Raw genomic sequence first — 22,101 nt, 5'->3', positions numbered from 1 at the left:
GCGGGTCAGAATTTCAGGCGGGGATCGAGCACGTCGCGCAGGCCGTCGCCGAGCAGGTTCAGCCCGAGCACGCAGGCGATGATCGCAAGGCCCGGAAACACCGTGATCCACGGGGCTTCGCGCATGAAATCGCGGCCTTGCGCGATGATCGAGCCGAAAGAGGCGGCCGGCGGCGGCGGGCCGGCACCGACGAAGGACAGAGCGGCTTCGGCGAGGATCGCGATGGCGAAGACATAGGTCAGGCGCACGATCAGCGGGCCGGCCACGTTGCGCAGCACATGCTTGAACAGGATCGTCCATTCGCCGACGCCGATCGAGCGGGCGGCGGCGATGTATTCCTGCTCCTTTTCCAGAAGGACCGAAGCCCGGACGATGCGGGCGGTGTGCGGCGTCGTGGCGATGGCGAGCGCGATCACGACATTGGTCAGCGACGCGCCAAGCACGGCCGAGACGACCATGGCCAGCACGATCGACGGAAACGCCATCAGCGCGTCCATGATCCGCATGATCGGCTGGTCGAGACGATAGAAATAGCCGGCGATCGCGCCGCTCAGCGTGCCCGCGATGCCGGCCAGCACGACGGTGAAGGCGCCGATGGCAAGAGAGGTGCGGGCGCCGATCATGACGCGGGAGAGGATGTCGCGGCCGAAATGATCCGTACCGAACCAGTGCAAGGCGCTGGGCTCCGCGAGCCGGGCCCGGACATTGCTCTTGAGCGGATCGAAGGGCGTCAGCCAGTCGGCGAAGAGCGCGACCGCGACCATGGCGAGCACCAGCACCACGCCGATCGCGAAAGAGCGGTTGCGCAACAGGCGCCCCCAGAGGGCGCGGCCGACGAGTGGCGTGCCCTGCATCAGGCCAGCCTCACGCGCGGATCGACCACGGCGTAGAGGATGTCGACGACGAGATTGATCGCGAGATAGACGACCGCGAGGAAGAGCAAGCCGCCCTGCAGCACCGGGAAATCGCGCGAGGCGATGGCGCCGACGATCAGGCGGCCGATGCCGGGGATCGAGAAGACCTGCTCGACGATGACCGCGCCGCCGAGCAGCGCGCCGGAGACGATGCCGATGACTGTGAGGATCGGGATCATCGCGTTCGGCAATGCATGGCGCAGGACGACATGGAGCTTGGCCAGCCCCTTGGCATCGGCGGTGCGGACATAGTCCTGGCTGAGCGTATCCAGCATCGAAGCGCGGGCCATGCGGGCGATGAAGCCGACCTGGACCAGTCCCAGTGTCAGCGCCGGCAGAATCATGCCGCGCAGCCATTCGGTGGGAGATTGCAGGAAGGGCGTGAAGCCGCCGCTCGGCAGCCAGCCGAGCGAGACCGCGAAGACCAGCACCATGACGAGGCCGAGCCAGAAATCCGGCACGGAGAGGCCGAGCAGCGCCGTGGTCATCACCGCCTGATCGGGCCAACGGTTGTGATTGACGGCCGCGATGATGCCGGCAGCGACGCCGAAGAAGACGGCGAAGGCGAGCGCCAGCGCGGCGAGCGAGAGCGTGACCGGCAGGCGCTCGATCAGCGCCGCCGTCACCGAGCGGTTGAGCAGGATCGACTGGCCGAGATCGCCGCTGAGGATGCGGCCATACCAGCCCAGCATCTGCTGCGGCAGCGACAGGTCGAGCCCGAGCGCGCTGCGCAGCTTGGCGACCTGCTCGGGCGTCGCCGAGGCGTCGAGAAAGGCTGCCGCCGGATCGCCCGGCACCAGCCAGATCAGCGCGAAGGACATCAGCGAGACCAGGACGAGCACGAGAAAGGCGCCCGCGAGCCGACGGATCAGGAAATGCCCCATGCCGCCCTCCTTCCGAGCGTCAACCGTTCATCGAAACGAGCGCTGGTCATCCCGCGCGACCCACCGGGTCCGATCTCCGGTCGGCCCGATGGCAGGCTCCGGGAGACCCGGGATCCATGCCGGAGCCCTTCCGAAGAAGGTTCAGGCATGGATCCCGGATCGGCGCCGCTGCGCGGCTTGTCCGGGATGACCCGCGTTCATGAGAACCGGCAACGCCTGCGCTGACCGGTCCTCGCTCCTATGCTCAAGGCTCCAGCCAGACGCCCCACATGCGCGGGATGCGATAGGGCTTGAAGTTCTTGAGCTTCGCCGTGGAGGCCTGGAAGATCCCGTAATTGCCGGCCTTCATCGCCACCGCTGCATCGTACATGTGCTTCTGGAAGGCATCGAACAGGGCCTTGCGCTTGCCTTCGTCCATCTCGGCGTTGAAGGCGGCGGCGATGCGGTCGATCTCCGGGTCTTTCGCCTGCTGGGAGAGGCCGTTGACCCAGGGCGCCATGACCGAGCCCGGACCTTCATAGGGCTCGATGCCGAAGCCATGGGTCCAGAAGGTCCAGCCGGTCGGCGTGAAGCCGATCTTCGAGACGGTCGGCCAGTCGGCGACGGAGATGTCGACCTCGACGCCGATCTCCTTCAGCTTCTGCTGGACCAGCGTCGCAGTGTCGACATTGGGGCGCAGATTGTCGGTGATGAAGGTGACCTTGCCGCCCTTGTAGGAGGATTTGGCGAGCAGCTCCTTGGCGAGCTTCACGTCGTTCTTGTTGTACTTGTCGCTACCGACCGTCGAATGGAAGGCGGAGCCCGGATAGAGCCAGCTCGGGTCCATCTGGTAGATATCGGCATAGGAGATCGCCATGATCTCCTCCATGTCGAGCGCGGCCTGGACGGCAAGCCGGAAGTTCACGTCATTGGCCGGGGCCTGAGCCTGGTTGAACTTGATGACCTGCAGGCCGAACGGCACCATCTTGTGGATGGTGAAGCGGCTGTCGGTGCCCAGCCGCTTGGCGGTCGGGCCGTCGACGGTCTCGTTGAACTGGATCTGGCCGGCCTCGAGCGCGGCGGTGCGGGCGCCGCCTTCCGGCATGAAGCGGAAGGTGACAGTGTCCAGGAAGGCTTCCTTCTTGCCGGCGAAGCCGTCGCGGCCGGTGCCCTTCGGATTGGGCGCATAGCCGTCATAGCGTGTCAGCTTGACGTGGCTGTCCGGCCTGTACTCGACGAATTTGTAGGGGCCGGTGCCGATGATCTCGATCTTGCCGGCTTCCTTGGCGGCCTCGCTCGCCGGGTAGATCGCGATCGGGGCGCGCGGCGACGAGAGATTGTCGAGGAAGGTCGATTGCGCCTGCTTCAGCGTGACCGTGACCTCGTGCTCGCCGCTCGCCTTGATCGTGTCGATGGCGGCGACGAGCGCGGGCGAGGCGCCGACCTTGCGATAGCGCTCCAGCGAGGCGACGACATCGGCCGCGTCGAGCTTCTTGCCGTTATGGAACGTCACGTCCTTGCGGATCGGGAAGACATAGGTCTTGCCGTCGGGCGAAATCGTCACGCCCTCGGCCAGTTCCGGCACCGGCTTGGCGTTCTCGTCGCGGGCATAGAGCGTCTCGAAGATATGCAGCGTGACATTGCGCGAGGCCTGCGCCGAGGTGATCTGCGCATCGAGCGAGGGCGGGGCCTGGCTGATGCCGATGACGACCTCGCCGCCCTTGCGCTGGGCCAGCGCGCCTTGCGCCCCTCCGAGCATGAGCGCCGCCGCGAGGGCCGCGCCGAAGATGATGTGCTTTGCCATGTTCTTGTCCCCTCAGGATTGATGGTCAGGCACGGTGTGGTTCAGGCGTAGGCTTGGTCACGCGGCGGCGCGCACCGCGTCGTAATCCTCCATCAGGACCGCGACAGCATCGCCGCGCTGGACGCGGCCGGGCCCGGCGGACATCCAGAGCACGCCATCGCGGCGATAGCGCACCTCAAGCGGGTCGCGGTCGATGTCCTCGACGAAATGCAGGTAGCCCGCGAGATCGCCGACCCGGCAGACATCGCCGACGACATGGCGCGGCTCGAACAGCCCGCCGGCCGGCGCGAAGGAATAACCGGCGGCATCGCGCACCATCATGTGGCGCGTGCCGGGCGAGCCGTCGCGCTGCGTCGTGTCGGGCTTGCCCTCCATCAGGCCGAAATGCTTGAGGATATTGGTCAGCGCCCGATCGGCGATGCGCACGCCCTCGACATTGACGCGGCCCCAGCCGCCGAGCTCGGTGCCGAGCGAGAGAATACCGCGCTTCTCGACCGAAGAAGTGAGGGTCGCCCCCTCGTCGACGCCCCAGAACACGACATTGTACGGCGCACCGAAGGCCGCCGCCGCCGCCATGGTGCGATCACGCAGTTTGGCGTCGGCAACGTAATGCATGTTGGTCGAGAGCGCCGAGTCACCGGAATGGCCGGCTGTGTGGAGATCGACGGAGATATCGACCAGCGGCAGCACCACGGTATCGACGAAATGCGCCAGCATCTCGGAGAAGGTGCCGCGCGGATTGCCCGGAAAGCAGCGGTTCATGTCGCGGTTGTCGACCGGCGAGAGCCGGGTGTCGTTGAGCACGGCCGGCATGTTGAGCGCGGGTATCATGATCACCCTGCCCTGCACCTTGGCCGGATCGAGGCTGCGGGCGAGGCGCGAAACCGCGATCTGCCCTTCGTACTCGTCGCCATGGACGCCGCCAGTGAACAGGATGGTCGGGCCGGAGCCGTTCTTGACGCTGATGACGGGGATTTCGACGACGCCCCAGCCGGAGGTATTGCGCGACAAAGGCGCCCGCAGATAGCCGGCCTGCCGGCCCGCTGCCTCGAAGTCGATCTCGCACCGAACACGACTTTCCGACGCCATGGCGAACCCCTCCTCGCTCTTGCGTTTCGTATGATTGTATACGATCATACGACCTGTCAAGCGAGAGGCAGAGAGCCGGATGACGGATACGAGCGAGCAGATGCGGGCAGCCGAAACAGCGACACGGGAGCGCGTGAAAAGCGCCGCTCCCGATTGGCAGCCCCTGCAGCCGCAAACGCTCGTCGACCACGCGATCGAGGCGATCATCGCCGGGGCCGCCGCCGGGCTGATCCTGCCGGGCGACCGGATCGTCGAGGTCGATCTCGCCCGCAAGCTCGGGGTCAGCCGCGTGCCGGTGCGCGAGGCGCTGCGCCTGCTCGAAAGCCAGGGCGTCGTGGTCAGCGAGCCCTATAAGGGCATCCGGCTCCGCCCGGTGACCAACGAGCGCGTCTCGGACCTGATCGAGGCGCGCATCGCGCTGGAAGCCAGTGCGGTCGTGCGTGCCGTCGCCGCCGGCCGCAATCGCGGTTCCCATCTCGATGAACTGCGTGCAGCCGTCGCCGAAATGGAATTGATGGCGGCGCGCGGCAGCGCCTATGGCGTCGCGGTCGCCGATACCGGCTTCCACCGCGCGCTCTGCCGGCTCGGCGGTAACAGCGTCACCTTCGACCTGTGGGAAACGCTGGCGCCGCAATGCACGATCATCTTCGGCCTCGCCACCTTCGGCAAGCCGATGGCCGGCGTGGTCGAGGAGCATGTCGACCTGCTCTCGGCCTTCGAGGCCGGCGATATCGCGGCGATCACCCGCACGCTCGACGAGCACATCACCGTCATGAACCACGCGATGGACTACGAGGCCATCGTCGCCAGGCGCCGCAGGGAAAGGGATTTGCCGTGAACGACCAGCCGATCCAGACGCGCGCAGCGGGGCGAGCGGGGCTTCCGCCCTTCCGCATCACCCGCATCGAGGCCGCCCCCCTCTTCGGCGAAAGCCCCAAGGGCGGCTGGTCGGCGGAGATCCGGCCGGAGGATTCGATCCACGCGCTGATCGCGGTTCATACCGACCAGGGCCTGACCGGCTATGGCAGCGTCTTCACCGATGGCCGGCTCGTGCAGGCGGGCCTTAAGGTGCTGGAGCCGCTGTTTCTCGGTGCGGACGCGCTCTCGCCCGATTTCGTCAGCGAGAAGCTGCATCAGAACACTTTCTGGATGGGGCGCGGCGGCACGCTGACCCACACGATCAGCGGCATCGACATCGCGATGTGGGACATTCTCGGCCAGGCGACGGGCTTGAGCGTCGGGCGATTGCTGGGCGGGCGCTATCGCGAGCGCGTGCAACCCTATTGCTCCCTGCTGATGGAAGAGCCGGCGGCGATGAAGGACGTCGTCGCCAGCTATCGCGACAAGGGATTCAGTGCCTTCAAGATCGGCTGGGGGCCGTTCGGCCGGGCGCTCGACGTCAAGCTCGACGAGGCGATCGTGCGCGCGGCGCGCGAGGCGGCCGGCGAGAAATCCAAGCTCTTCGTTGACGCCGGCGCCAGCGACGCGCTGTGGCCGCATGGATTGAAATGGGCCAAGCGCACCGCCGAAATGCTTGCCGATTACGAGGTCGGCTGGTTCGAGGAGCCTGTGCGGCCTGACGCCATCGACGACTACCGCGAATTGCGCCGCTCCTCGCCCGTGCCGATCGCCGGCTGCGAGGTCCTGACCCGGCGCCAGAACTTCATTCCCTGGCTGACGACCGGCGCGCTCGACATCGTCCAGCCCGATGTCACCAAGGTCGGCGGCATCTCCGAGCAGCGCCGCATCGCTTGGATGGCTTATGATCTCGGCATCAAATATGTCGGCCATGGCTGGAACACGGCGCTCGGCCTCGCCGCCGACCTGCAGATGGCCGCGGCCTTCCCCGATGCCGATCTGGTCGAGTTCATCGGCGGCAGCCCCTATGTCGATGGCATCCTGGCGAAGCCTTTCGCGCTCGACGCAGAGGGATGGCTGACGATCCCGGACCTGCCGGGGCTCGGCGTGACGATCGATCGCGAGAAGCTCGGGCGGTATACGCCGGATCCGCAGGCGCTGTTCGGCTGACGGCGTGGGGAACTGACGGCGTTCCGAGAGAAACGCGGGTCATCCCGGACGGAGCGAAGCGAAGATCCGGGATCCATGCCTGAACCTTCATCGGAAACGTTCCGGCATGGATCCCGGGTCTCCCTGCGGTCGCCCGGGATGACGCCGCGTTTCCGATGATAGCCAGCAGGCTCCCGCAGCAGCTTACTCGGTTATCGCGTACGCCGCCCTGTCGATGCCGTGGCGGGCGAGCTTGTCGTAGAAGGTCTTGCGGGGGATGCCGAGCATCTCCAGCGTCGCGCGGACATCGCCGCGATTGGCTTCCAGAGCCTCGCGGATCAGATTCGCCTCGATCGCATTGAGACGATCGGGCAGGCTGGCGGCGGGAGCGTCCGAACGAGCCGCTTGCGCCGGCAGGTCGCCGGAGAGGCCCAGCGCGACACGTTCGGCGAAATGGACGAGTTCGCGGACATTGCCGGGCCAATCGCTCTCGACCAGATGACGCTCGACGGCGCGATCCAAGACGGGCACCGGCCGGCGATATTTTTCCGCCGCACGGGCCAGGAAGCGCGTGAAGAGCAGCGGGATGTCGCGGCGCCGTTCGCGCAAGGGCGGGATGCGCAGCGTCACCACGTTCAGGCGGTAATAGAGGTCCTCGCGAAAATCGCGGCGCTGGGCGGGGTCACCGAGATCGGCCTTGGTCGCGGCGACGACCCTGAGGTCGACGCGGCGCAGGTCGTTCGAGCCGAGCGGAGCGATCTCGCGCATCTCCAGCACGCGCAGGAGCTTGACCTGGGCAGAGGGCGGCATGCTCTCCAGCTCGTCGAGGAAGAGCGTGCCGCCGCTGGAATGCTCGATGCGGCCGATCCGCTTTTTCTGCGCGCCGGTGAAAGCGCCGGGCTCGTAGCCGAACAATTCGCTCTCTATGACGCTGTCGGGCAGCGCGCCGCAATTCAGCGCGACGAAAGGCTTGTCGCGGCGCCGCCCGAGCCGATGCAGCAGGCCGGCGACGACCTCCTTGCCGGTCCCGGTCTCGCCGAGCACGAGCACGTCGACATCGACATCGGCGAGCTCGCGGATGGTCTGGCGCAGGCGCGTGATCGCGGCGGTCTCGCCGATCAATGCGGTCTCTTCCTCGCCTTGCTCGGCCAGCGCCCGCAGGCGGCGGTTCTCCAGGACGAGCGCCCGCTTCTCGGCCGCGCGTCTCAAGGTCTCGACGAGGCGCTCGCCGGCATAGGGCTTGGCGATGAAGTCGTAAGCGCCCTCGCTCATCGCGCCGACGGCGGTGGCGATATCGGCATGGCCGGAGATCATGATCACCGGGATATCGGAATCGAGCGCCCGCAAGCGCCGGAACAATTCGATCCCGTCCATGCCGGGCATGCGGATATCGGTGACGACGATGCCCGCGTAGTCCGGTCCGATCCGCTCCAGCGCCGCCTCCCCCGATGGGAGCGCCACCGCGCGGAAGCCGGCGAGGCGCAAAGCCTGAACATTGGCGTCGCGCAGGTCGGGATCGTCGTCGACGAAGGAGACCTCGATCGCGTCGATGGAGCCTGAGGAATCGCTCATGCCGCCGCCCTTTCGAGAGTGATGACGAAGCTGGCGCCGGCGCCGGGAGCGCTCGTCGCGGTCAAGGTGCCGCCGAAGGAGACGATCATGTCCTGCGAGATCACCAGCCCGAGGCCGAGCCCCTTGGGCTTCGAGGTGCTGAAGGGGGTGAAGAGCTGCGCCAGCGCCTGCTCGGACAGGCCGGGGCCGCGATCCGTGATCGCGATCTCGACGCGCTCGTCATTGGGTGTGACCGTGATCGCGAGCGCAGGCTCGCCGCCCTGCCCGCCTTCCATCAGAGCCTCGATCGCATTGCGCAGCAGGTTCACGAAGACCTGCTCCAGCTCGATCGGGCGCGCGATGACATGGATCGGCTCCGGCGGCGCCGTGACGAGCGGCGTCACGCGCGCCTGACGCAAGGGGCCTTCGAGCAAGGTCACTGCGCCCTCGATGATCGTGCCGATCGGGACCGGGGCCAGCGGCTCCTTGCTGCGACGCGCGAAGCCACGGAGCGCCTCGGTGATCGCGCCGATCCGATCCGTCAGCGCGACGATCCGGACCAGCGCGCCGTCCGCATCCACCGGCTCGGCGCGCTTGAGGAAGGCGCGGGCGTTCTCGGCATAGGTCCGCAAAGCCGCGAGCGGCTGGTTGACCTCGTGGGCGACGCCGGCCGTGATCTGGCCGAGCGTTGCGAGTCGGTTGGCCTTGGCCAGTTCCTCGCGGAGATTGGAAAGGCGTTCCTGCGCCCGCGTGCGCTTGGCCATCTCGGCGACGAGGCGTTCATTGGCACCGGCAAGCTCCGCCGTGCGTTCGTCGACACGCTCCTCCAGCTCCGCCTTGGAGCGGGCATCGGCCTCCTGCCGGGCGAGATTGCGCTGGCGGCGGTAGAGGGCGAAACCAGCCAGCCCCGCCCCCGGCATCAGCAGGAGGGCGACCAGCGCCTGCGATTGCGTGCGCCCGGCGGCGACGGCAGCATCGACCGGCTGAAGCACCTCCAGCAGCCAGTCGGTGGTTGCGACGGGCTGGCGGATACGGGCGTAGAGCCCGGCATAGGGACCCGTGCCCTGAACGAGCTCGTCGCGCTCCTGCAGCGGCAGCAGGGTCAGCGGCGCGGTGCCGAACTGGAGCGAATCCCGGATGACCGCGGCCGTCGCGGCATCGAGCGGCGTCTCGACGCGAAAGCGCCAGTCCTCGACCGTCGAGAGCAGCACGACACCCCGCCTGTCGACGACATAGGTCTGGCCGCCGAGCGCCCGCCAATCCGCCTCGACGCGGTCGAACTCGGCCTTGACGACGATCACGCCGAGACGCTGGCCGCCCTCCTCGATCCGCCGGGTGATGTAGAGGCCGGGCCGCTGGCTGACCGTCCCGAGCGCGAACTGCTCGGCCGCGCCGTTCGCGACCGCACCCCTGAAATAGTCGCGGAAGCTGTAATCATTGCCGACGAAGCTCGTCGGCTCGTTCCAGTTGCTCGCTGCGATCGCGACGCCGTCCGGGCCGAGCAGATAGATCACCGCCGTGCGGGCTTCCTTCGCGATCGCCTCCAGCTTGAGGTCGAGCCCATGGCGGCTGCCGCCGGTCAGAGCCTGCCGCACGTCAGGATCGCGGGCCAGGATGACGGGGAGCGCGCGCTGCTTCTCCAGCTCGCCGCGCAGGATCGCCAGCGCCAGGGTGCCGCCATCGGTCGCCCGGCTTTCGGTCGCGGCGATGGCACGGCTGCGGCCGATCTCACCGGCAGCAAAAAGCGCGGCAATAGCCAGCGCCGCCGCCACCAGCCCGAAGACCAGCCAGCGCTGCGTCGCGGCACTCTTCCATGGATCGCGCCGGGAGCGGCTGATCCCCCAGTCGTTGTGCGGAATTCCGCACAAATCAAGAGGCCGCGTGCGGAAACCCGCCTTGCAGTGCTATCAGATTGATTCCACCGGGAATCACAAACCATTGGTTTCGTTTGATTTTCGACATGCGGGCGGGTTGGCACGCGGGTTGCGAAAGGGGGGGCAGCGGTTTCAAGCAAAACTAACACGACCGCCGACCCAAGGAGCAGACCATGGCGACCCCGATCATCGCGCCCGCTCAGCCGGCGCGCCCGAAGAAGTTTTACCAGCATCTCTATGTGCAAGTGCTGTTCGCCATCGCGGCGGGCATCCTGCTCGGTCATTTCTGGCCGGACCAGGGCGCGGCCCTGAAGCCGCTCGGCGATTCCTTCATCAAGCTGGTGAAGATGATCATCGCGCCGGTGATCTTCCTGACGGTCTCGACCGGCATCGCCGGCATGACCGACATGAAGAAGGTCGGGCGCGTCGCCGGCAAGGCGATGATCTATTTCCTGTGCTTCTCGACACTGGCGCTGATCGTCGGCCTCATCATCGGCAACCTGATCCAGCCCGGTGCCGGCCTGCACATCAATCCCGCCAGCCTCGACGCCAAGGCCGTCCAGGGCTACGCCGCCAAGGCGCATGACACGAGCATCGTCGGCTTCCTGCAGAACATCATCCCCGACACGATCGTCGGCGCCTTCGCCTCGGGCGACATCCTGCAGGTGCTGTTCTTCTCGGTGCTGTTCGGCCTGTCCCTGGCGATGGTCGGCGAGCGCGGCAAGCCGGTACTCGACTTCCTGCAGGCGCTCTCGACCCCGATCTTCAAGCTGGTCGCGATCCTGATGAAGGCCGCCCCGATCGGCGCCTTCGGCGCGATGGCCTTCACCATCGGCCGCTACGGCATCGGCTCGGTCGCCAATCTCGCCTTCCTGATCCTGACCTTCTACATCACGGCGGCGGTGTTCGTGCTGGTCGTGCTCGGCGCCGTCGCCCGCTATAACGGCTTCTCGATCCTGGCGCTGATCCGCTACATCAAGGACGAGATCCTGCTCGTCATCGGCACCTCCTCGTCGGAAGCGGCGCTGCCGAGCCTGATGGAGAAGATGGAAGCGGCCGGCTGCAAGCGCTCCGTCGTCGGGCTGGTCATCCCGACCGGCTATTCCTTCAATCTCGACGGCACGAACATCTACATGACGCTGGCGGCGCTGTTCATCGCGCAGGCGATGGATATCCACCTGCCGCTCGGCGACCAGATCCTGCTGCTGCTCGTCGCGATGCTCTCCTCGAAGGGCGCGGCCGGCATCACCGGCGCGGGCTTCATCACGCTGGCGGCGACGCTCTCCGTCGTCCCGGCCGTGCCGGTCGCCGGCATGGCGCTGATCCTCGGCATCGACCGCTTCATGTCGGAATGCCGCGCGGTGACCAACTTCATCGGCAATGCCGTCGCCACGATCGTGGTGGCGCGCTGGGAAGGCGAGCTCGACGAGAACCGCCTGAAGGCCGCGCTTGCCGGCGAACTGCCCGATTTCCTCGACGAGCCGCTGATGGCCCCGGCGGAGTGATCCGCAGCGTCGACGCGAAAAAGGATCGCGGCTCCTGCGAGCCGCGATCTCTCACGCATTCAATCGGACTGAGCGGCGCAGGCGCCGGTCACTTCCGGCAGACGAAGAGGCGATCGAGCCCCTGCGGTTCGAACGCATGCTTCTCGGTCAGGCGGCTGCGGTCGCCGTCCTCGGTCGAGAACCTGATCTCGTCGACGTCGAAGCCGACGGCGGCGAGCTTGTCCGGGAAATCGCGGCCATAGAGCCGGACGTGATCCCAGCCGCAGATGCGCTCGATCTCGGCGGCCGGCATGTCCGCCGGCGGTTCCCAGGTCTCCGCCCGCGACTGGTCGAGCGGCACCGAGAAGAAGGCGGTGCCGCCGGGCTTCAGGACGCGGAAGCATTCGCGCATGCCCTGGGCGTCGTCGGGAACGTGCTCCAGGATATGATGGCAAATCACGTAGTCGAAATGGTCGTCTTCGAACTGGATATTGGTGATGTCGACGACGGCATTGGCGACCTTGCTGATCTTGACGTCGCCGGCGACGTAGCGGGGATTGTCCTTCCACAAACGGAAGAACGGCCGCTCCGGCGAGAAATGCAGCACGGCCTTGTCGGTCAGGTTCAGGCGGTTGGCGCGCAGGTACAGCCCCATGATCCGATCCCGCTCCTTGGAGGAGCAGTTCGGGCAGCGCGCCTCGGGGCGCGGACCCACATCGAGGAAGCGCCCCTCATAGCCGCAGATGGTGCAGAGCCGGGCCGGGCGCGCCTGCAGGAATTGACTCGGCTTGCGAACGGCCGCGCGCAGATATTCCTGCGCGAATACATTGATGTTCATGCCAGAAATACAGCCAGGACGTGGCGCCGGCACCGCGATCGGCGGCCCAGCACGGCAGGTCACAGCCTCCCCAAGAGAAATACGAACGATTGGAATATTCGAGCGTCTTTGAGAAAGCCATTGTTATTGCGCATCTCCCATTTGGGGGGTGACGCAAAGAATCGCACCGGAGCATGCCGACGAATCGCGAGCATGCTCCGGCGCCATGACGAGCCGCACCCCTCTCGGGCAAACCGGGGCCTGCGCCCCGGCGCCCTCAGAGCGTCGAGCGGCGCACGGTCAGGTCGGAGCGCTCGTAGACGGACGGCAGCAGGTCGACGCCGAGGCCGGGCGCCTCCATCGGATAGACATAGCCGCCTTCGATGCGCGGCATCTCGGTGACCAGCTCCAGATACCAGCCGCGATAGAAGGCGCGCACCGATTCCTGGATCAGCGTGTTCGGCTGGCTGAACGAGGTGTGGACCGCCGCGACGAAGCCGACCGGGCCGATGCAGTCATGCGGCGCGAAGGGGCGGTGGAAGGTCTCGGCCAGCGCGGCGATCTTGCGGCCCTCGGTCAGGCCGCCGGTCCAGCACAAGTCGACCATCACGACATGGGCGGCGTCCCGCTCCAGCATGTCCTTGTAGGGCCAGCGCGAGCCCAAGGTCTCGCTGGCGCAGACCCAGACATCGGTCGAGCGCGCGTATTCGGCGAGCGCCTGCGGCGAGTTCATCTTGATCGGGTCCTCGTACCAGGTCGGCTTGTAGGGCTCGAGCACGCGGGCGATCTGCTTGGCGGTCGGCAGGTTCCAGAGCGAGTGGAACTCGACCATGATCTCCATCTTGTCGCCGACCGCCTTGCGAATCTTTTCAAAGGGCTCGACCGCCTTCTTCATCTGCTCGGCCGTGATGTAGAGGCCCTGGTTCTCGATCGCGGGCGGATCGAAGGGCCAGATCTTCATCGCGGTGATGCCCTGCTCCAGCAGGTTCTCGGCCAGCGCATCGGCGCGATTCATGAAGCCGTCGAGATCCTCATAAGGGCTGGCCTCGTCGCCCAGGCTCCAGTTCGAGACCGGCTTGATATTGCTGGAACGGACATAGCGGGTGCCGGCGCAGGTGTTGTAGATGCGCTGCTTGTCGCGGCAGAGACCACCCAGCATCTGGTGCACCGGCTGGCCGCAGACCTTGCCGAAATGGTCCCAGAGCGCGATGTCGATCGCCGAGGTCGCGCGCGATTCCGCGCCGGTCGAGGACTGCGCCATCGGCAGGTTGGTCATCTCGCGATGCAGCGCCTCGATATGCAGCGGGTTCTTGCCGAGCAGGCGCCCGGCCAGCGTGTCGTGGATGTGGGCCTCGACCGATCGGGCGCCGTAGAAGGTCTCGCCCAGGCCGATATGGCCGGAATCGGTGTGGACACGGACCCAGAGCACATTGCCGAACTCCTCGGCGTGCAGGGTTTCGATGGCGGTGATCTTCATGGCGTTTCGTCCTGTTCAGTCTGTCGGGAGCGGGCGCCGAAGGCCCCTCGCCGCCTGTTGCTCTTGCGGGTTCACAGCACCGAGATCATGCCGCCGTCGACATAGATGATCTGGCCGCTGACATAGTCGGAAGCGGATGAGGCGAGGTAGACGCAGGTGCCGGCAAGCTCGTCCGGGCGGCCCCAGCGGCGGGCCGGCGTGCGGCCCTTCACCCAGGCATCGAAGGCCGGGTTCTCGATCAGCGCCTGGTTCATGTCGGTGATCATGTAGCCGGGACCGATCGCATTGGCCTGGATGCCGAGCTCGCCCCATTCGGCCGCCATGGCCTTGGTCAGCATCTTGATGCCGCCCTTGGCCACCGTGTAGGGCGCGACGGTCGCGCGGGCGAGCTCGCTGGTCAGCGAGCCGATATTGATGACCTTGCCATGGCCGCGTTTCGCCATCCGGCGGGCGGCCTCGCGGCCGACCACGAAGGCGCTGGTCAGGTTGGTGTCGAGCACGCGGCGCCAGTCGGCCGTCTCCAGCTCCAGCATCGGCTTGCGGAACTGGATGCCGGCATTGTTGACTAGGATATCGACCGCGACGCCCTCGGCATCGAGCGCGGCGAAGGCCGCAACGACGGCCTGCTCGTCGGTGACATCGAAATTCACTCCGCGCGCGCTGTGGCCGACAGCGTTCATCGCCGCGACCGCCTCGGAGAGGCGCCCGGCATCGGCGCCGTTGAGGATGATGCTGGCGCCCGCAGCCGCGAGCCCTTCGGCCATGGCACGGCCGAGCCCGCGCGAGGAACCGGTCACGAGCGCTGTGCGCCCCGAGAGATCGAAGGGAGAGATCACGAGAAGGGTCCTATTTCGGCGTGGTCTGAAGGGCCGGATGGGCCGGCATAGCGCCGCTCGCGGCTAGCTTGCCTGCGTAGCGGCGATAGGATTCGCCGATATGCTTGCGCATCGCCTCGCCGGCGCCGTCCGGGTCCCGGGCCCGGATGCGATCGAGGATCGCTGCGTGGTCGGCCCGGCGGATGGCGATGTTGGACTCCTCGCCGCGATCCTTGTCGCGCATGCTGCGGATCGAGTTGAGCAGCGGGCTCGAGACGAACTGGAGCACGGTCAGGAAGAGCGGGTTATGCGCTGCCGTGGCGATGGCGAGATGCAACGCGAGGTCGTGCGCCGCGCTGTCCTCCCCCGCATCGTCGGCGGCGTTCAGCGCGGCCTCGGCCGCCTCCATCCGGGCGAGATCCTCCGGCGTACGGCGCAGCGAGGCCAGTTGGCCCGCCTCGACTTCCAGCCCGAGGCGAAATTCCAGGAATTGCAGGATCGACTGCTCGGAAGCCGCTATCTCGGCACGCCGCAGCCGGAACGAATCCTGCTGATTGACGAAGAGCCCGAGGCCGCGCCGGCTTTCGACGATGCCATCGGCCTTGAGATAGGCGATGGCCTCGCGCACCACTGGCCGGCTGACGCCGAGCTGGCGGGCGAGCTCCGTCTCGGAGGGCAATCGATCGCCCGGCTGCAAGGCGCCCGAACGGATCGAGGTCGCCAACGCGGTGGCGGCATCGCTCGCGAGATTGGGCCGTGATCCGATGGATGAGAGCTGCATGGCGGGTTCCTGCTGGGTCATCATTGTCACGTTGTCAGTTGTTTGACAACCTGACTTCTGCCGCGTTATGGGTGCCGCAACGGCGCCCGCCTCCAGAGCGACAAAGCGCGCCAAGCACAGGGAAGGACCGCCATGTTCAACGGAACCCGCCGGACGCTGCTTGCTGCCGGAGCGGCGCTTGCCGCCACAGGTCTTGCGCCTGCCGGCGCGCAGGGCGTGAAGACCGCCAAGCTCGGCCACTCCTTCGCCGATTCCCATCCCCGCGCCACCGCGATGCGCCGCTTCGCCGAGGAGGTCGCCAAGGCGACGAATGGCAGCGTCAAGGTCGATGTCTTCGGCAATGCCGCGCTCGGCTCCGAGGAGAAGATGCTGATCGCGACGCAGGCCGGCACGATCGACTTCTACATGGGGGCGCTGTCGCCGATCGCGGCGCGCAAGAAAGAGCTGCAGATCTTCGATTTCCCGTTCCTGTTCGCGACCGATGCGGAGGCCGCCGCCGTGCTCGACGGCCCCGCCGGCACGCGGCTGCTTGATGGGCTGGCCGACATGAACCTGCAGGGCCTCGCCTGGTCAGGCGGCGCCTTCCGCAATCTCTCGAACAGCAAGCGGCCGATCGCCTCGCTCGCCGATATGAAGGGCCTCAAGGTCCGCGTCATGCAGAGCCCGATGGCGCTGGCGAGCTTCAACGCGATGGGCATGAACGCCGTGCCGATGGCCTTCACGGAAGTCTACACCGCCCTGGAGACCAAGGCGCTGGACGGCTACGAGCACCCGTTCGTCGACATGTACGCGAACAAGATGTTCGAGGTGCAGAAGTACCTGACCGTCACCAATCACGTCTACACGCCGGTCGCGCTGGTGGCCTCGAAGAGGTTCTGGGCCTCGCTCACGCCGGAGCAGCAGGCCGCCGTCCAGAAAGCGGCCGAGACGACCCGCGCCTTCCAGCGCGAGGCGGAATTGCGCGAGGCCGGCGAGGTGCTCGGCGAGCTCAAAGCCAAGGGCATGGCGACGACCGAGATGCCCGCGGCCGAACTCGACGCCATCCGCAAGGCGATCCAGCCGGTGATCGAGAAGAACACCGAGACGATCGGCGCCGCCTTCGTCAACGACTTCTACGCCGAGATCAAGAAGCATCGGACATGAGCCCCCTGCCCTCGGCGGTGGAAAACGCCGCCGGGCGGTTGAGCCTGCCTTCGTTCGATGACACATCCGCAGCAACTGTTCCGGAGACGCGTATCATGACAAAGACCCATCCGACACGCTTCGCTTTCATCGCCGCGCTGGCTGCAGCCCTGCTGGGTTCGACGGCGGCCATGGCCGAGGTCAAGGCCAAGATCGGCCACGCGATGCCCGACACGCATCCGCAGGCGACCGCCGTCGCCAAGTTCGCGGAACTCGCCGGCACCTACACCAATGGCAACGTCAAGATTCAGGCATTCCACTCGGCCATGCTCGGCAGCGACGAGAAGCAGCTGCAGGCGACGCAGGCCGGCACGCAGGAATTCTACATCGGCACGCTGGCGCCGCTCTCGACCCGCGTGAAGGAAGTCCAGGTCTGGGACCTGCCCTTCCTGTTCCAGAACGAGAAGGAGGTCTACGCGGTCCTCGACGGCGCCTCGGTCAAGAAAATCTTCGACAAGATCGAGCCGAGCGGTCTCGTCGGCCTGACCTGGACCGGCATGGGCTTCCGCAACCTCTCGAACAGCCGCCGCGCCGTGAAGACGGCCGAGGACGTCAACGGCCTGAAGCTGCGCGTGATGGCGAACCCCGTCGCGCTCGATACCTGGAAGTCGATCGGCGCCAATGCCGTGCCGATGGCCTTCTCGGAGGTGTTCACCGCGCTCGAGGTCAAGGCGCTCGACGGGCAGGAGAACCCGCTCCAGCACATGTGGGCGAACAAGATGCAGGAGGTGCAGAAGCACATCTCCATCACCAACCACGTCTACACGCCGGTCGCGCTCGTCGCCTCCAAGAAGTTCTGGGACACGCTCTCGGACGCCGACAAGGCCGGCGTCCAGAAGGCCGCGACCGAGGCCGGCCTGCTGCAGCGCAAGCTGCTCGACGAGGGCGACCGCGACGTGATCACCAAGTTCAAGGAGGCCGGCGTGTCGGTCGACACAGTCTCGGCTGACGACCTGCGCAAGGTGCAGGCCAAGGTCCAGCCCGTGGTCGACAAGTTCAAGGGCCAGATCGGCGAGGAATTCGTGAACGGCTTCGTCGCCGAGATCGAAAAGGCCCGCGCCGCCAAGTAAGGCACGCGACGGCAGCCGGCCTCCATGGTCGGCTGCCTTTTTCTTCCCTACCGGCGCCGAGCCGGCGATCCCCTTCACAATGCCGCCGGCGAGGTGACCGATGACCAGCCTGCTCAAGACCGCGACGGACGGTTTCTACCGCCTGATCGAGGTCATCCTCGTGATCTGCATGGCCGTGATGCTGGTCATGGTCTTCGGCAACGTGATGCTGCGGCTGTTCTTCAACACCGGCATCGATCTGTCCGAGGAAATCCCGCGCTTCGCCTTCGTATGGATGACCTTTCTGGGCGGCATCATCGGCCTGCACCGGCGCAGCCATCTCGGCGTTGACATGGTGGTCCAGGCCCTGCCGATCTTCGGCCGCAAGATCTGCTGGGCGATCAGCCAGGTTATCATGCTGATCTGCGCCCTGTTCATCTTCTACGGCACCTATCTCCAGCACGACATCATCGCCGGCAACGCTTCGCCGGTCGCGCAGCTCAGCATGATCTGGGTCTATGGCGTGAGCTATGTCACCGGCGCCGCGATCGCGCTGATCTGCCTGTCGAACCTGATCCGCCTCGCGCTGGGACAGGTCGCGGACGACGAGCTGATCGACGTGCACGAGGAGGGGATGGCCGAAGGCCTCGAAGCCGAGCGCGACATGAAGGCGCAAGGAGCCAAGCCGTGATCGTCTTCGTCTTCATCACGTCGCTGCTCGGCCTGATGGCGCTGGGCATGCCGGTCGCCTTCGCGCTGATCGGCTGCGGCCTCGCCATGATGCTCTACATGGGCATCACCGACCCGCAGATCATCATCCAGAACATGTGGGACGGCGCCAATTCCTTCCCGCTGCTGGCCGTGCCCTTCTTCATGCTGGCCGGCGAGCTGATGAATGCCGGCGGCATGACCCGCCGGATCATCACCATGGCGATGGCCTGGATCGGCCATATCCGCGGCGGCCTCGGCTATGTCGCGGTCATCGCCGCCGTCATCATGGCCTCGCTCTCTGGCTCGGCCGTCGCCGACACGGCGGCGCTCGCCTCCGTGCTTGTGCCGCTGATGCGCAATGCCGGCTACAACATCAACCGCTCCTGCGGCCTGATCGCCTGCGGAGGCATCATCGCGCCGGTGATCCCGCCCTCGATCGGCATGATCATCTTCGGCGTCACCGGTGGCGTCTCGATCACCAAGCTGTTCATCGCCGGCATCGTGCCGGGCGTGATGATGGGCATCGCGATCATGCTGGCCTGGCGCTGGAGCATCAAGCGCGACAATCCGCGCGTCGAGCCCAAGCGAAGCATGCGCGAACGGCTGGTCGAAACCCGCAATGCCGGCTGGGCGCTGGTGCTGCCCGTGGTCATCATCGGCGGGCTCAAGGTCGGCTGGTTCACCCCGACGGAAGCAGCGGTCATCGCCGCCGCCTATTCGCTCTTCGTCGGCGTCTTCATCTATCGCGAGATCAAGATTCCCGACCTGTTCGGCCTGATGTACCGCGCGGCCGAGACCACCGCCGTCATCATGTTCCTGGTCGCGGCCGCCGGCGTCTCCGCCTGGCTCATCACGACGGCCAACATTCCCCAGCAGGTCGCCGACATGGTCGCGCCCTTCATGGAGAACAAGATGCTGCTGATGGCCATCCTGATGGTGATGGTCTTCATCGTCGGCACGGCGCTCGACTTCACGCCGACGGTGCTGATCCTGACCCCGGTGCTGATGCCGGTGGTCAAGCAGGCGGGCATCGATCCGGTCTATTTCGGCGTGCTGTTCATCATGAACAACGCGATCGGCCTGGTGACGCCGCCGGTCGGCACCGTGCTCAACGTGGTCTGCGGCGTCGCGAAGGTGCCGATGACCGGCGTCATCAAAGGCGTGACGCCCTTCATGGTCGCCCAGCTCATCGTGCTGGCCCTGCTGGTGATCTTCCCGCAGATCGTGATGTGGCCGCTGCAGATGATGTCGCGCTGAGGAGCGCGACGCGCGGGGGCTAGTTCGCCCCCGCTCCCTCCGTGATGTTGCGGATCGCGATGCGGTCGAAGAACGGATCGCGATCCCCCTCCTGATCGACCGCGATCTCGCCGTTTTTCACCCGGAAGCGGATCACGGTCGCCCCAGTGCCGCGCCAGTCGGCGGTATCGCCGTCATCCTCGTAGAGTTCGCCGGCCGCACCCTCGACGAGGCCGCAGACGAGGATCTCGCGGAGATCGTCGATGCCCTCGGGATTGCCGAGCGGGATCAGCGCGCCGGCGCGGACGAAGACCGGCAGGCGGCCGAGCGGGGCTGTGACCGTCACGACCGCGCCACCGTCGAAATGCTTACCCGTATGCCAATCGTACCAGCCGCCCGCATGAGCCGGCAGGTAGGCGCTGCGCTGCCGCGCGCCCTCCTCCAGCACCGGCGCGACCAGCACATCCGGGCCGAGCATGAAGGCGTCGTCGGTCTTCACAGCCGTCGCATCCTGCGGGAAATCCCAAAGCAGCGGGCGGATCGCCGGCGTGCCGTCGCGGCTGGCGCGCCACATCAGCGTGTAGAGATAGGGCATCAAACGGTAGCGCAGCGCGATCGCCTCGCGCACCTGCGGCACCATCTCCGGATACATCCAGGGCAGGTTGACGACGCCGTCGTCGTTCCAGGAATTCATCACCATGCGCGGCCAGAGCGAGCAGAACTCGTTGAAGCGCACGAAGAGCTCGGGGCCCGGCGTCGGGCCGTGGAAGCCGCCGACGTCGTGGCCGATCGAGAACATGCCCGAGAGGCTCATGTTGAGCCCCTGGGTCAGGTTGTAGCGCAGCGTCTTCCAGGCGGTCTCGTTGTCGCCGGACCAGGTCTGGGCATAGCGCGAGATGCCGGCGCAGCCGCCGCGCGTGATCGCATATTGCCGCTTGCCGGGCTCGCGATCGGCCTGCGCTTCATAAGAGAGCTTGGTCATCAAGAGCGGCTGCGCCGGGCGCGCCAGCGCCTGCCGGAAGGGGCGGCCGTCGCCGTCGCAGACGGCATCCTCGTCCCAGATCTCGTATTCGTTGTTGTCGTTCCAAACGGTGGTGAAGCCGTAATCGAGCAGCGCGGTCTCGATGCCGTCGCGCCACCAGGCGCGGCCCTTCGGGTTGGTGTAGTCGAGATGGAAGCCGAGCCCGTCCCAGAACTGGGCGACGGCCGGCTTGCCGCTATCGCCATCGCGCACGAGGAAATCGCCGTCGAGGGCTTCCTTCAGACGCGGATGGTCGTCGAGCAGGCAGGGCTTGAGATTAGCGACCGTAAAGATGCCCGCATCATTCAAGCGCTGCATCGTCGCCTTCGGGTCGGGGAACTTCTCCCGGTTCCAGTTGAAGGCATAGCGGCGATGGCCGATCTGCGTGTAGCCCGAGCCGAAATGGAAGGAGTTCGCAGGGGATGCGGTGCGTCTCCAGCTTGCCGATGAAGTCGCTGATGCGGGCATCGGCGTCCGGCGCATCGGCGATCGCCATCGAGGTGACGCCGAAGCCGAAGGACCAGAGCGGCGCGAAGGCCTGCCCGCCGGTCAGCCAGGAGAAGCGGCGCACCACATCCGGTACGCTCGGGCCGGCCATGACGTAATAGTCGAGGTCGCCGTCATCGCCTTTCCAGGAGCGGAACAGGCCGTGATAGTTGTCGAGCGTGCAGCCGAAATCGACGCTGCCGGTCGAGAGGTTGTCGTAATAGACGCCATGCGCGCCGGCCGGCCCATCGACGATGAAGAAGGGCAGCATCTTGTAGAGCGGGTCCGACAATTCGGCATCGAAGCCGCAGGGATCGACGGCGTCGATGGCGAAGCGGCGGCCGGTGCGGTCGAGCGGTCCGGCCTTGTCGCCGAGGCCGTAATGGCGCTCGGTGTAGTCGCGCGCCATGAAATGCGCGAGCGCGCCGGTGCGCGGCGAAACCAGATAAGCCTGTGTGGTGCGGTCCTGAAGGAAGGGCTTGTCTTCGCCATCGCGGCGCCAGGCGATGCCGAAGGGCGAGAGCGTGACCTCGGCGGTGAGCCCGCCTGCAGCGATGACGACCTTGTCGGCGCCGGCGCGGATATCCGTCTTCGGACAGGCGAAACCGTCGAGGCTGTCGCGCGGACGCCCCTCATAGGCCGACTCCAACCCGCCGGGCGCAATCGACCAGCCACGGTCGAGCCGGTAGCCGTCCTGCGGCTTCAGCGTGACGCGCCCGATATCGCCTTCGAGGATGCGGACCGCGAGCGTATGGCCAAGCCCGAGATCGAACAGGGCGGCTTCGCCGTCGCGGCCGAGATAGCGGCCTTGGCTGAGGGCTTTCATGGGGTGGTCTCCGAATACCTAAATTTCACTCGCGCCGTCATTCCGGGGCAGGCCGGAGGCCTGAGCCCGGAACCCAGAACCGATGCGCTCTCAGGAGGAGATTGGACCGCCCGG

The 22,101-nt window shown here is 66.6% G+C and carries 19 protein-coding genes; 7 read left to right on the top strand and 12 right to left on the bottom strand.

From position 1 onward, the window contains the following. Positions 1–5 precede the first annotated feature (5 nt). The 4 genes from ACFJGT_RS06805 to ACFJGT_RS06790 all read right to left on the bottom strand — a co-directional run bounded on the left by ACFJGT_RS06805 (position 6) and on the right by ACFJGT_RS06790 (position 4,670). On the bottom strand, positions 6–854 hold the full coding sequence (locus tag ACFJGT_RS06805) for an ABC transporter permease (RefSeq protein ID WP_377847167.1): 849 nt from the start codon (positions 852–854) through the stop codon (positions 6–8). Further along, positions 854–1,798, bottom strand: coding sequence for an ABC transporter permease (locus ACFJGT_RS06800; protein WP_377847164.1), 945 nt, complete (start codon positions 1,796–1,798; stop codon positions 854–856). The genes ACFJGT_RS06805 and ACFJGT_RS06800 overlap by 1 nt, the downstream gene beginning before the upstream one ends. A 244-nt stretch (positions 1,799–2,042) precedes the next feature. Continuing rightward, positions 2,043–3,581: an ABC transporter substrate-binding protein gene (locus ACFJGT_RS06795; RefSeq protein ID WP_377847162.1), complete on the bottom strand. Its 1,539-nt coding sequence runs from the start codon at positions 3,579–3,581 to the stop codon at positions 2,043–2,045. A gap of 57 nt (positions 3,582–3,638) precedes the next feature. Then, positions 3,639–4,670: a succinylglutamate desuccinylase/aspartoacylase family protein gene (locus ACFJGT_RS06790; RefSeq protein ID WP_377847160.1), complete on the bottom strand. Its 1,032-nt coding sequence runs from the start codon at positions 4,668–4,670 to the stop codon at positions 3,639–3,641. A 79-nt stretch (positions 4,671–4,749) separates the two neighbouring features. Between ACFJGT_RS06790 and ACFJGT_RS06785 the strand changes: the two genes are divergently transcribed. Further along, positions 4,750–5,508, top strand: coding sequence for a GntR family transcriptional regulator (locus tag ACFJGT_RS06785; RefSeq protein ID WP_377847158.1), 759 nt, complete (start codon positions 4,750–4,752; stop codon positions 5,506–5,508). Then, positions 5,505–6,698 carry a mandelate racemase/muconate lactonizing enzyme family protein gene (locus tag ACFJGT_RS06780; RefSeq protein ID WP_377847156.1) on the top strand — a complete coding sequence of 398 codons (1,194 nt, stop codon included), beginning with the start codon at positions 5,505–5,507 and terminating at the stop codon, positions 6,696–6,698. The genes ACFJGT_RS06785 and ACFJGT_RS06780 overlap by 4 nt, the downstream gene beginning before the upstream one ends. A gap of 183 nt (positions 6,699–6,881) precedes the next feature. Here ACFJGT_RS06780 and ACFJGT_RS06775 read toward each other — a convergent pair whose 3' ends face one another. Both ACFJGT_RS06775 and ACFJGT_RS06770 read right to left on the bottom strand, forming a co-directional pair. After that, entirely contained in the window at positions 6,882–8,249 is a 1,368-nt protein-coding gene (locus ACFJGT_RS06775) for a sigma-54-dependent transcriptional regulator (protein ID WP_377847154.1), read from the bottom strand. Continuing rightward, entirely contained in the window at positions 8,246–10,096 is a 1,851-nt protein-coding gene (locus tag ACFJGT_RS06770; protein WP_377847152.1) for an ATP-binding protein, read from the bottom strand. The genes ACFJGT_RS06775 and ACFJGT_RS06770 overlap by 4 nt, the downstream gene beginning before the upstream one ends. Positions 10,097–10,275: 179 nt before the next feature. Here ACFJGT_RS06770 and ACFJGT_RS06765 point away from each other — a divergent pair, with 179 nt between their 5' ends. Then, on the top strand, positions 10,276–11,607 hold the full coding sequence (locus ACFJGT_RS06765; RefSeq protein ID WP_377847148.1) for a dicarboxylate/amino acid:cation symporter: 1,332 nt from the start codon (positions 10,276–10,278) through the stop codon (positions 11,605–11,607). 88 nt (positions 11,608–11,695) lie between these two features. Here ACFJGT_RS06765 and ACFJGT_RS06760 read toward each other — a convergent pair whose 3' ends face one another. The 4 genes from ACFJGT_RS06760 to ACFJGT_RS06745 all read right to left on the bottom strand — a co-directional run bounded on the left by ACFJGT_RS06760 (position 11,696) and on the right by ACFJGT_RS06745 (position 15,476). Next, positions 11,696–12,424, bottom strand: a complete 729-nt coding sequence (locus ACFJGT_RS06760) for a class I SAM-dependent methyltransferase (RefSeq protein ID WP_377847146.1) — start codon at positions 12,422–12,424, stop codon at positions 11,696–11,698. Positions 12,425–12,680: 256 nt separating this feature from the next. Beyond that, positions 12,681–13,880: a mandelate racemase/muconate lactonizing enzyme family protein gene (locus tag ACFJGT_RS06755; protein ID WP_377847143.1), complete on the bottom strand. Its 1,200-nt coding sequence runs from the start codon at positions 13,878–13,880 to the stop codon at positions 12,681–12,683. Positions 13,881–13,951: 71 nt separating this feature from the next. Further along, positions 13,952–14,716, bottom strand: a complete 765-nt coding sequence (locus ACFJGT_RS06750; protein WP_377847141.1) for an SDR family oxidoreductase — start codon at positions 14,714–14,716, stop codon at positions 13,952–13,954. Positions 14,717–14,726: 10 nt separating this feature from the next. Further along, on the bottom strand, positions 14,727–15,476 hold the full coding sequence (locus ACFJGT_RS06745) for a FadR/GntR family transcriptional regulator (RefSeq protein ID WP_377847139.1): 750 nt from the start codon (positions 15,474–15,476) through the stop codon (positions 14,727–14,729). A 132-nt stretch (positions 15,477–15,608) separates the two neighbouring features. Between ACFJGT_RS06745 and ACFJGT_RS06740 the strand changes: the two genes are divergently transcribed. From ACFJGT_RS06740 to ACFJGT_RS06725, 4 genes are all read left to right on the top strand, one after another. Further along, on the top strand, positions 15,609–16,619 hold the full coding sequence (locus ACFJGT_RS06740) for a DctP family TRAP transporter solute-binding subunit (protein ID WP_377847137.1): 1,011 nt from the start codon (positions 15,609–15,611) through the stop codon (positions 16,617–16,619). A gap of 95 nt (positions 16,620–16,714) precedes the next feature. Further along, on the top strand, positions 16,715–17,728 hold the full coding sequence (locus ACFJGT_RS06735; RefSeq protein ID WP_377847135.1) for a TRAP transporter substrate-binding protein: 1,014 nt from the start codon (positions 16,715–16,717) through the stop codon (positions 17,726–17,728). A gap of 100 nt (positions 17,729–17,828) precedes the next feature. Next, positions 17,829–18,398 carry a TRAP transporter small permease gene (locus ACFJGT_RS06730; protein WP_377847133.1) on the top strand — a complete coding sequence of 190 codons (570 nt, stop codon included), beginning with the start codon at positions 17,829–17,831 and terminating at the stop codon, positions 18,396–18,398. Continuing rightward, entirely contained in the window at positions 18,395–19,675 is a 1,281-nt protein-coding gene (locus tag ACFJGT_RS06725) for a TRAP transporter large permease (protein WP_377847130.1), read from the top strand. The genes ACFJGT_RS06730 and ACFJGT_RS06725 overlap by 4 nt, the downstream gene beginning before the upstream one ends. Positions 19,676–19,694: 19 nt before the next feature. Here ACFJGT_RS06725 and ACFJGT_RS06720 read toward each other — a convergent pair whose 3' ends face one another. Together ACFJGT_RS06720 and ACFJGT_RS06715 are read right to left on the bottom strand one after the other, a co-directional pair. Next, complete coding sequence (locus tag ACFJGT_RS06720; protein ID WP_377848938.1) at positions 19,695–21,056, bottom strand: TIM-barrel domain-containing protein; 1,362 nt, start codon at positions 21,054–21,056, stop codon at positions 19,695–19,697. After that, positions 20,977–21,987: a hypothetical protein gene (locus tag ACFJGT_RS06715; protein ID WP_377847128.1), complete on the bottom strand. Its 1,011-nt coding sequence runs from the start codon at positions 21,985–21,987 to the stop codon at positions 20,977–20,979. The genes ACFJGT_RS06720 and ACFJGT_RS06715 overlap by 80 nt, the downstream gene beginning before the upstream one ends. Positions 21,988–22,101: the final 114 nt, after the last annotated feature.

Source organism: Allobosea sp. UC22_33 (genome assembly GCF_042700715.1).
Classification (GTDB): Bacteria; Pseudomonadota; Alphaproteobacteria; order Rhizobiales; family Beijerinckiaceae; genus Allobosea.
The sequence above is the reverse complement of the archived record's forward strand: the minus strand, read 5'-3'. Positions and strand labels throughout refer to the sequence as shown.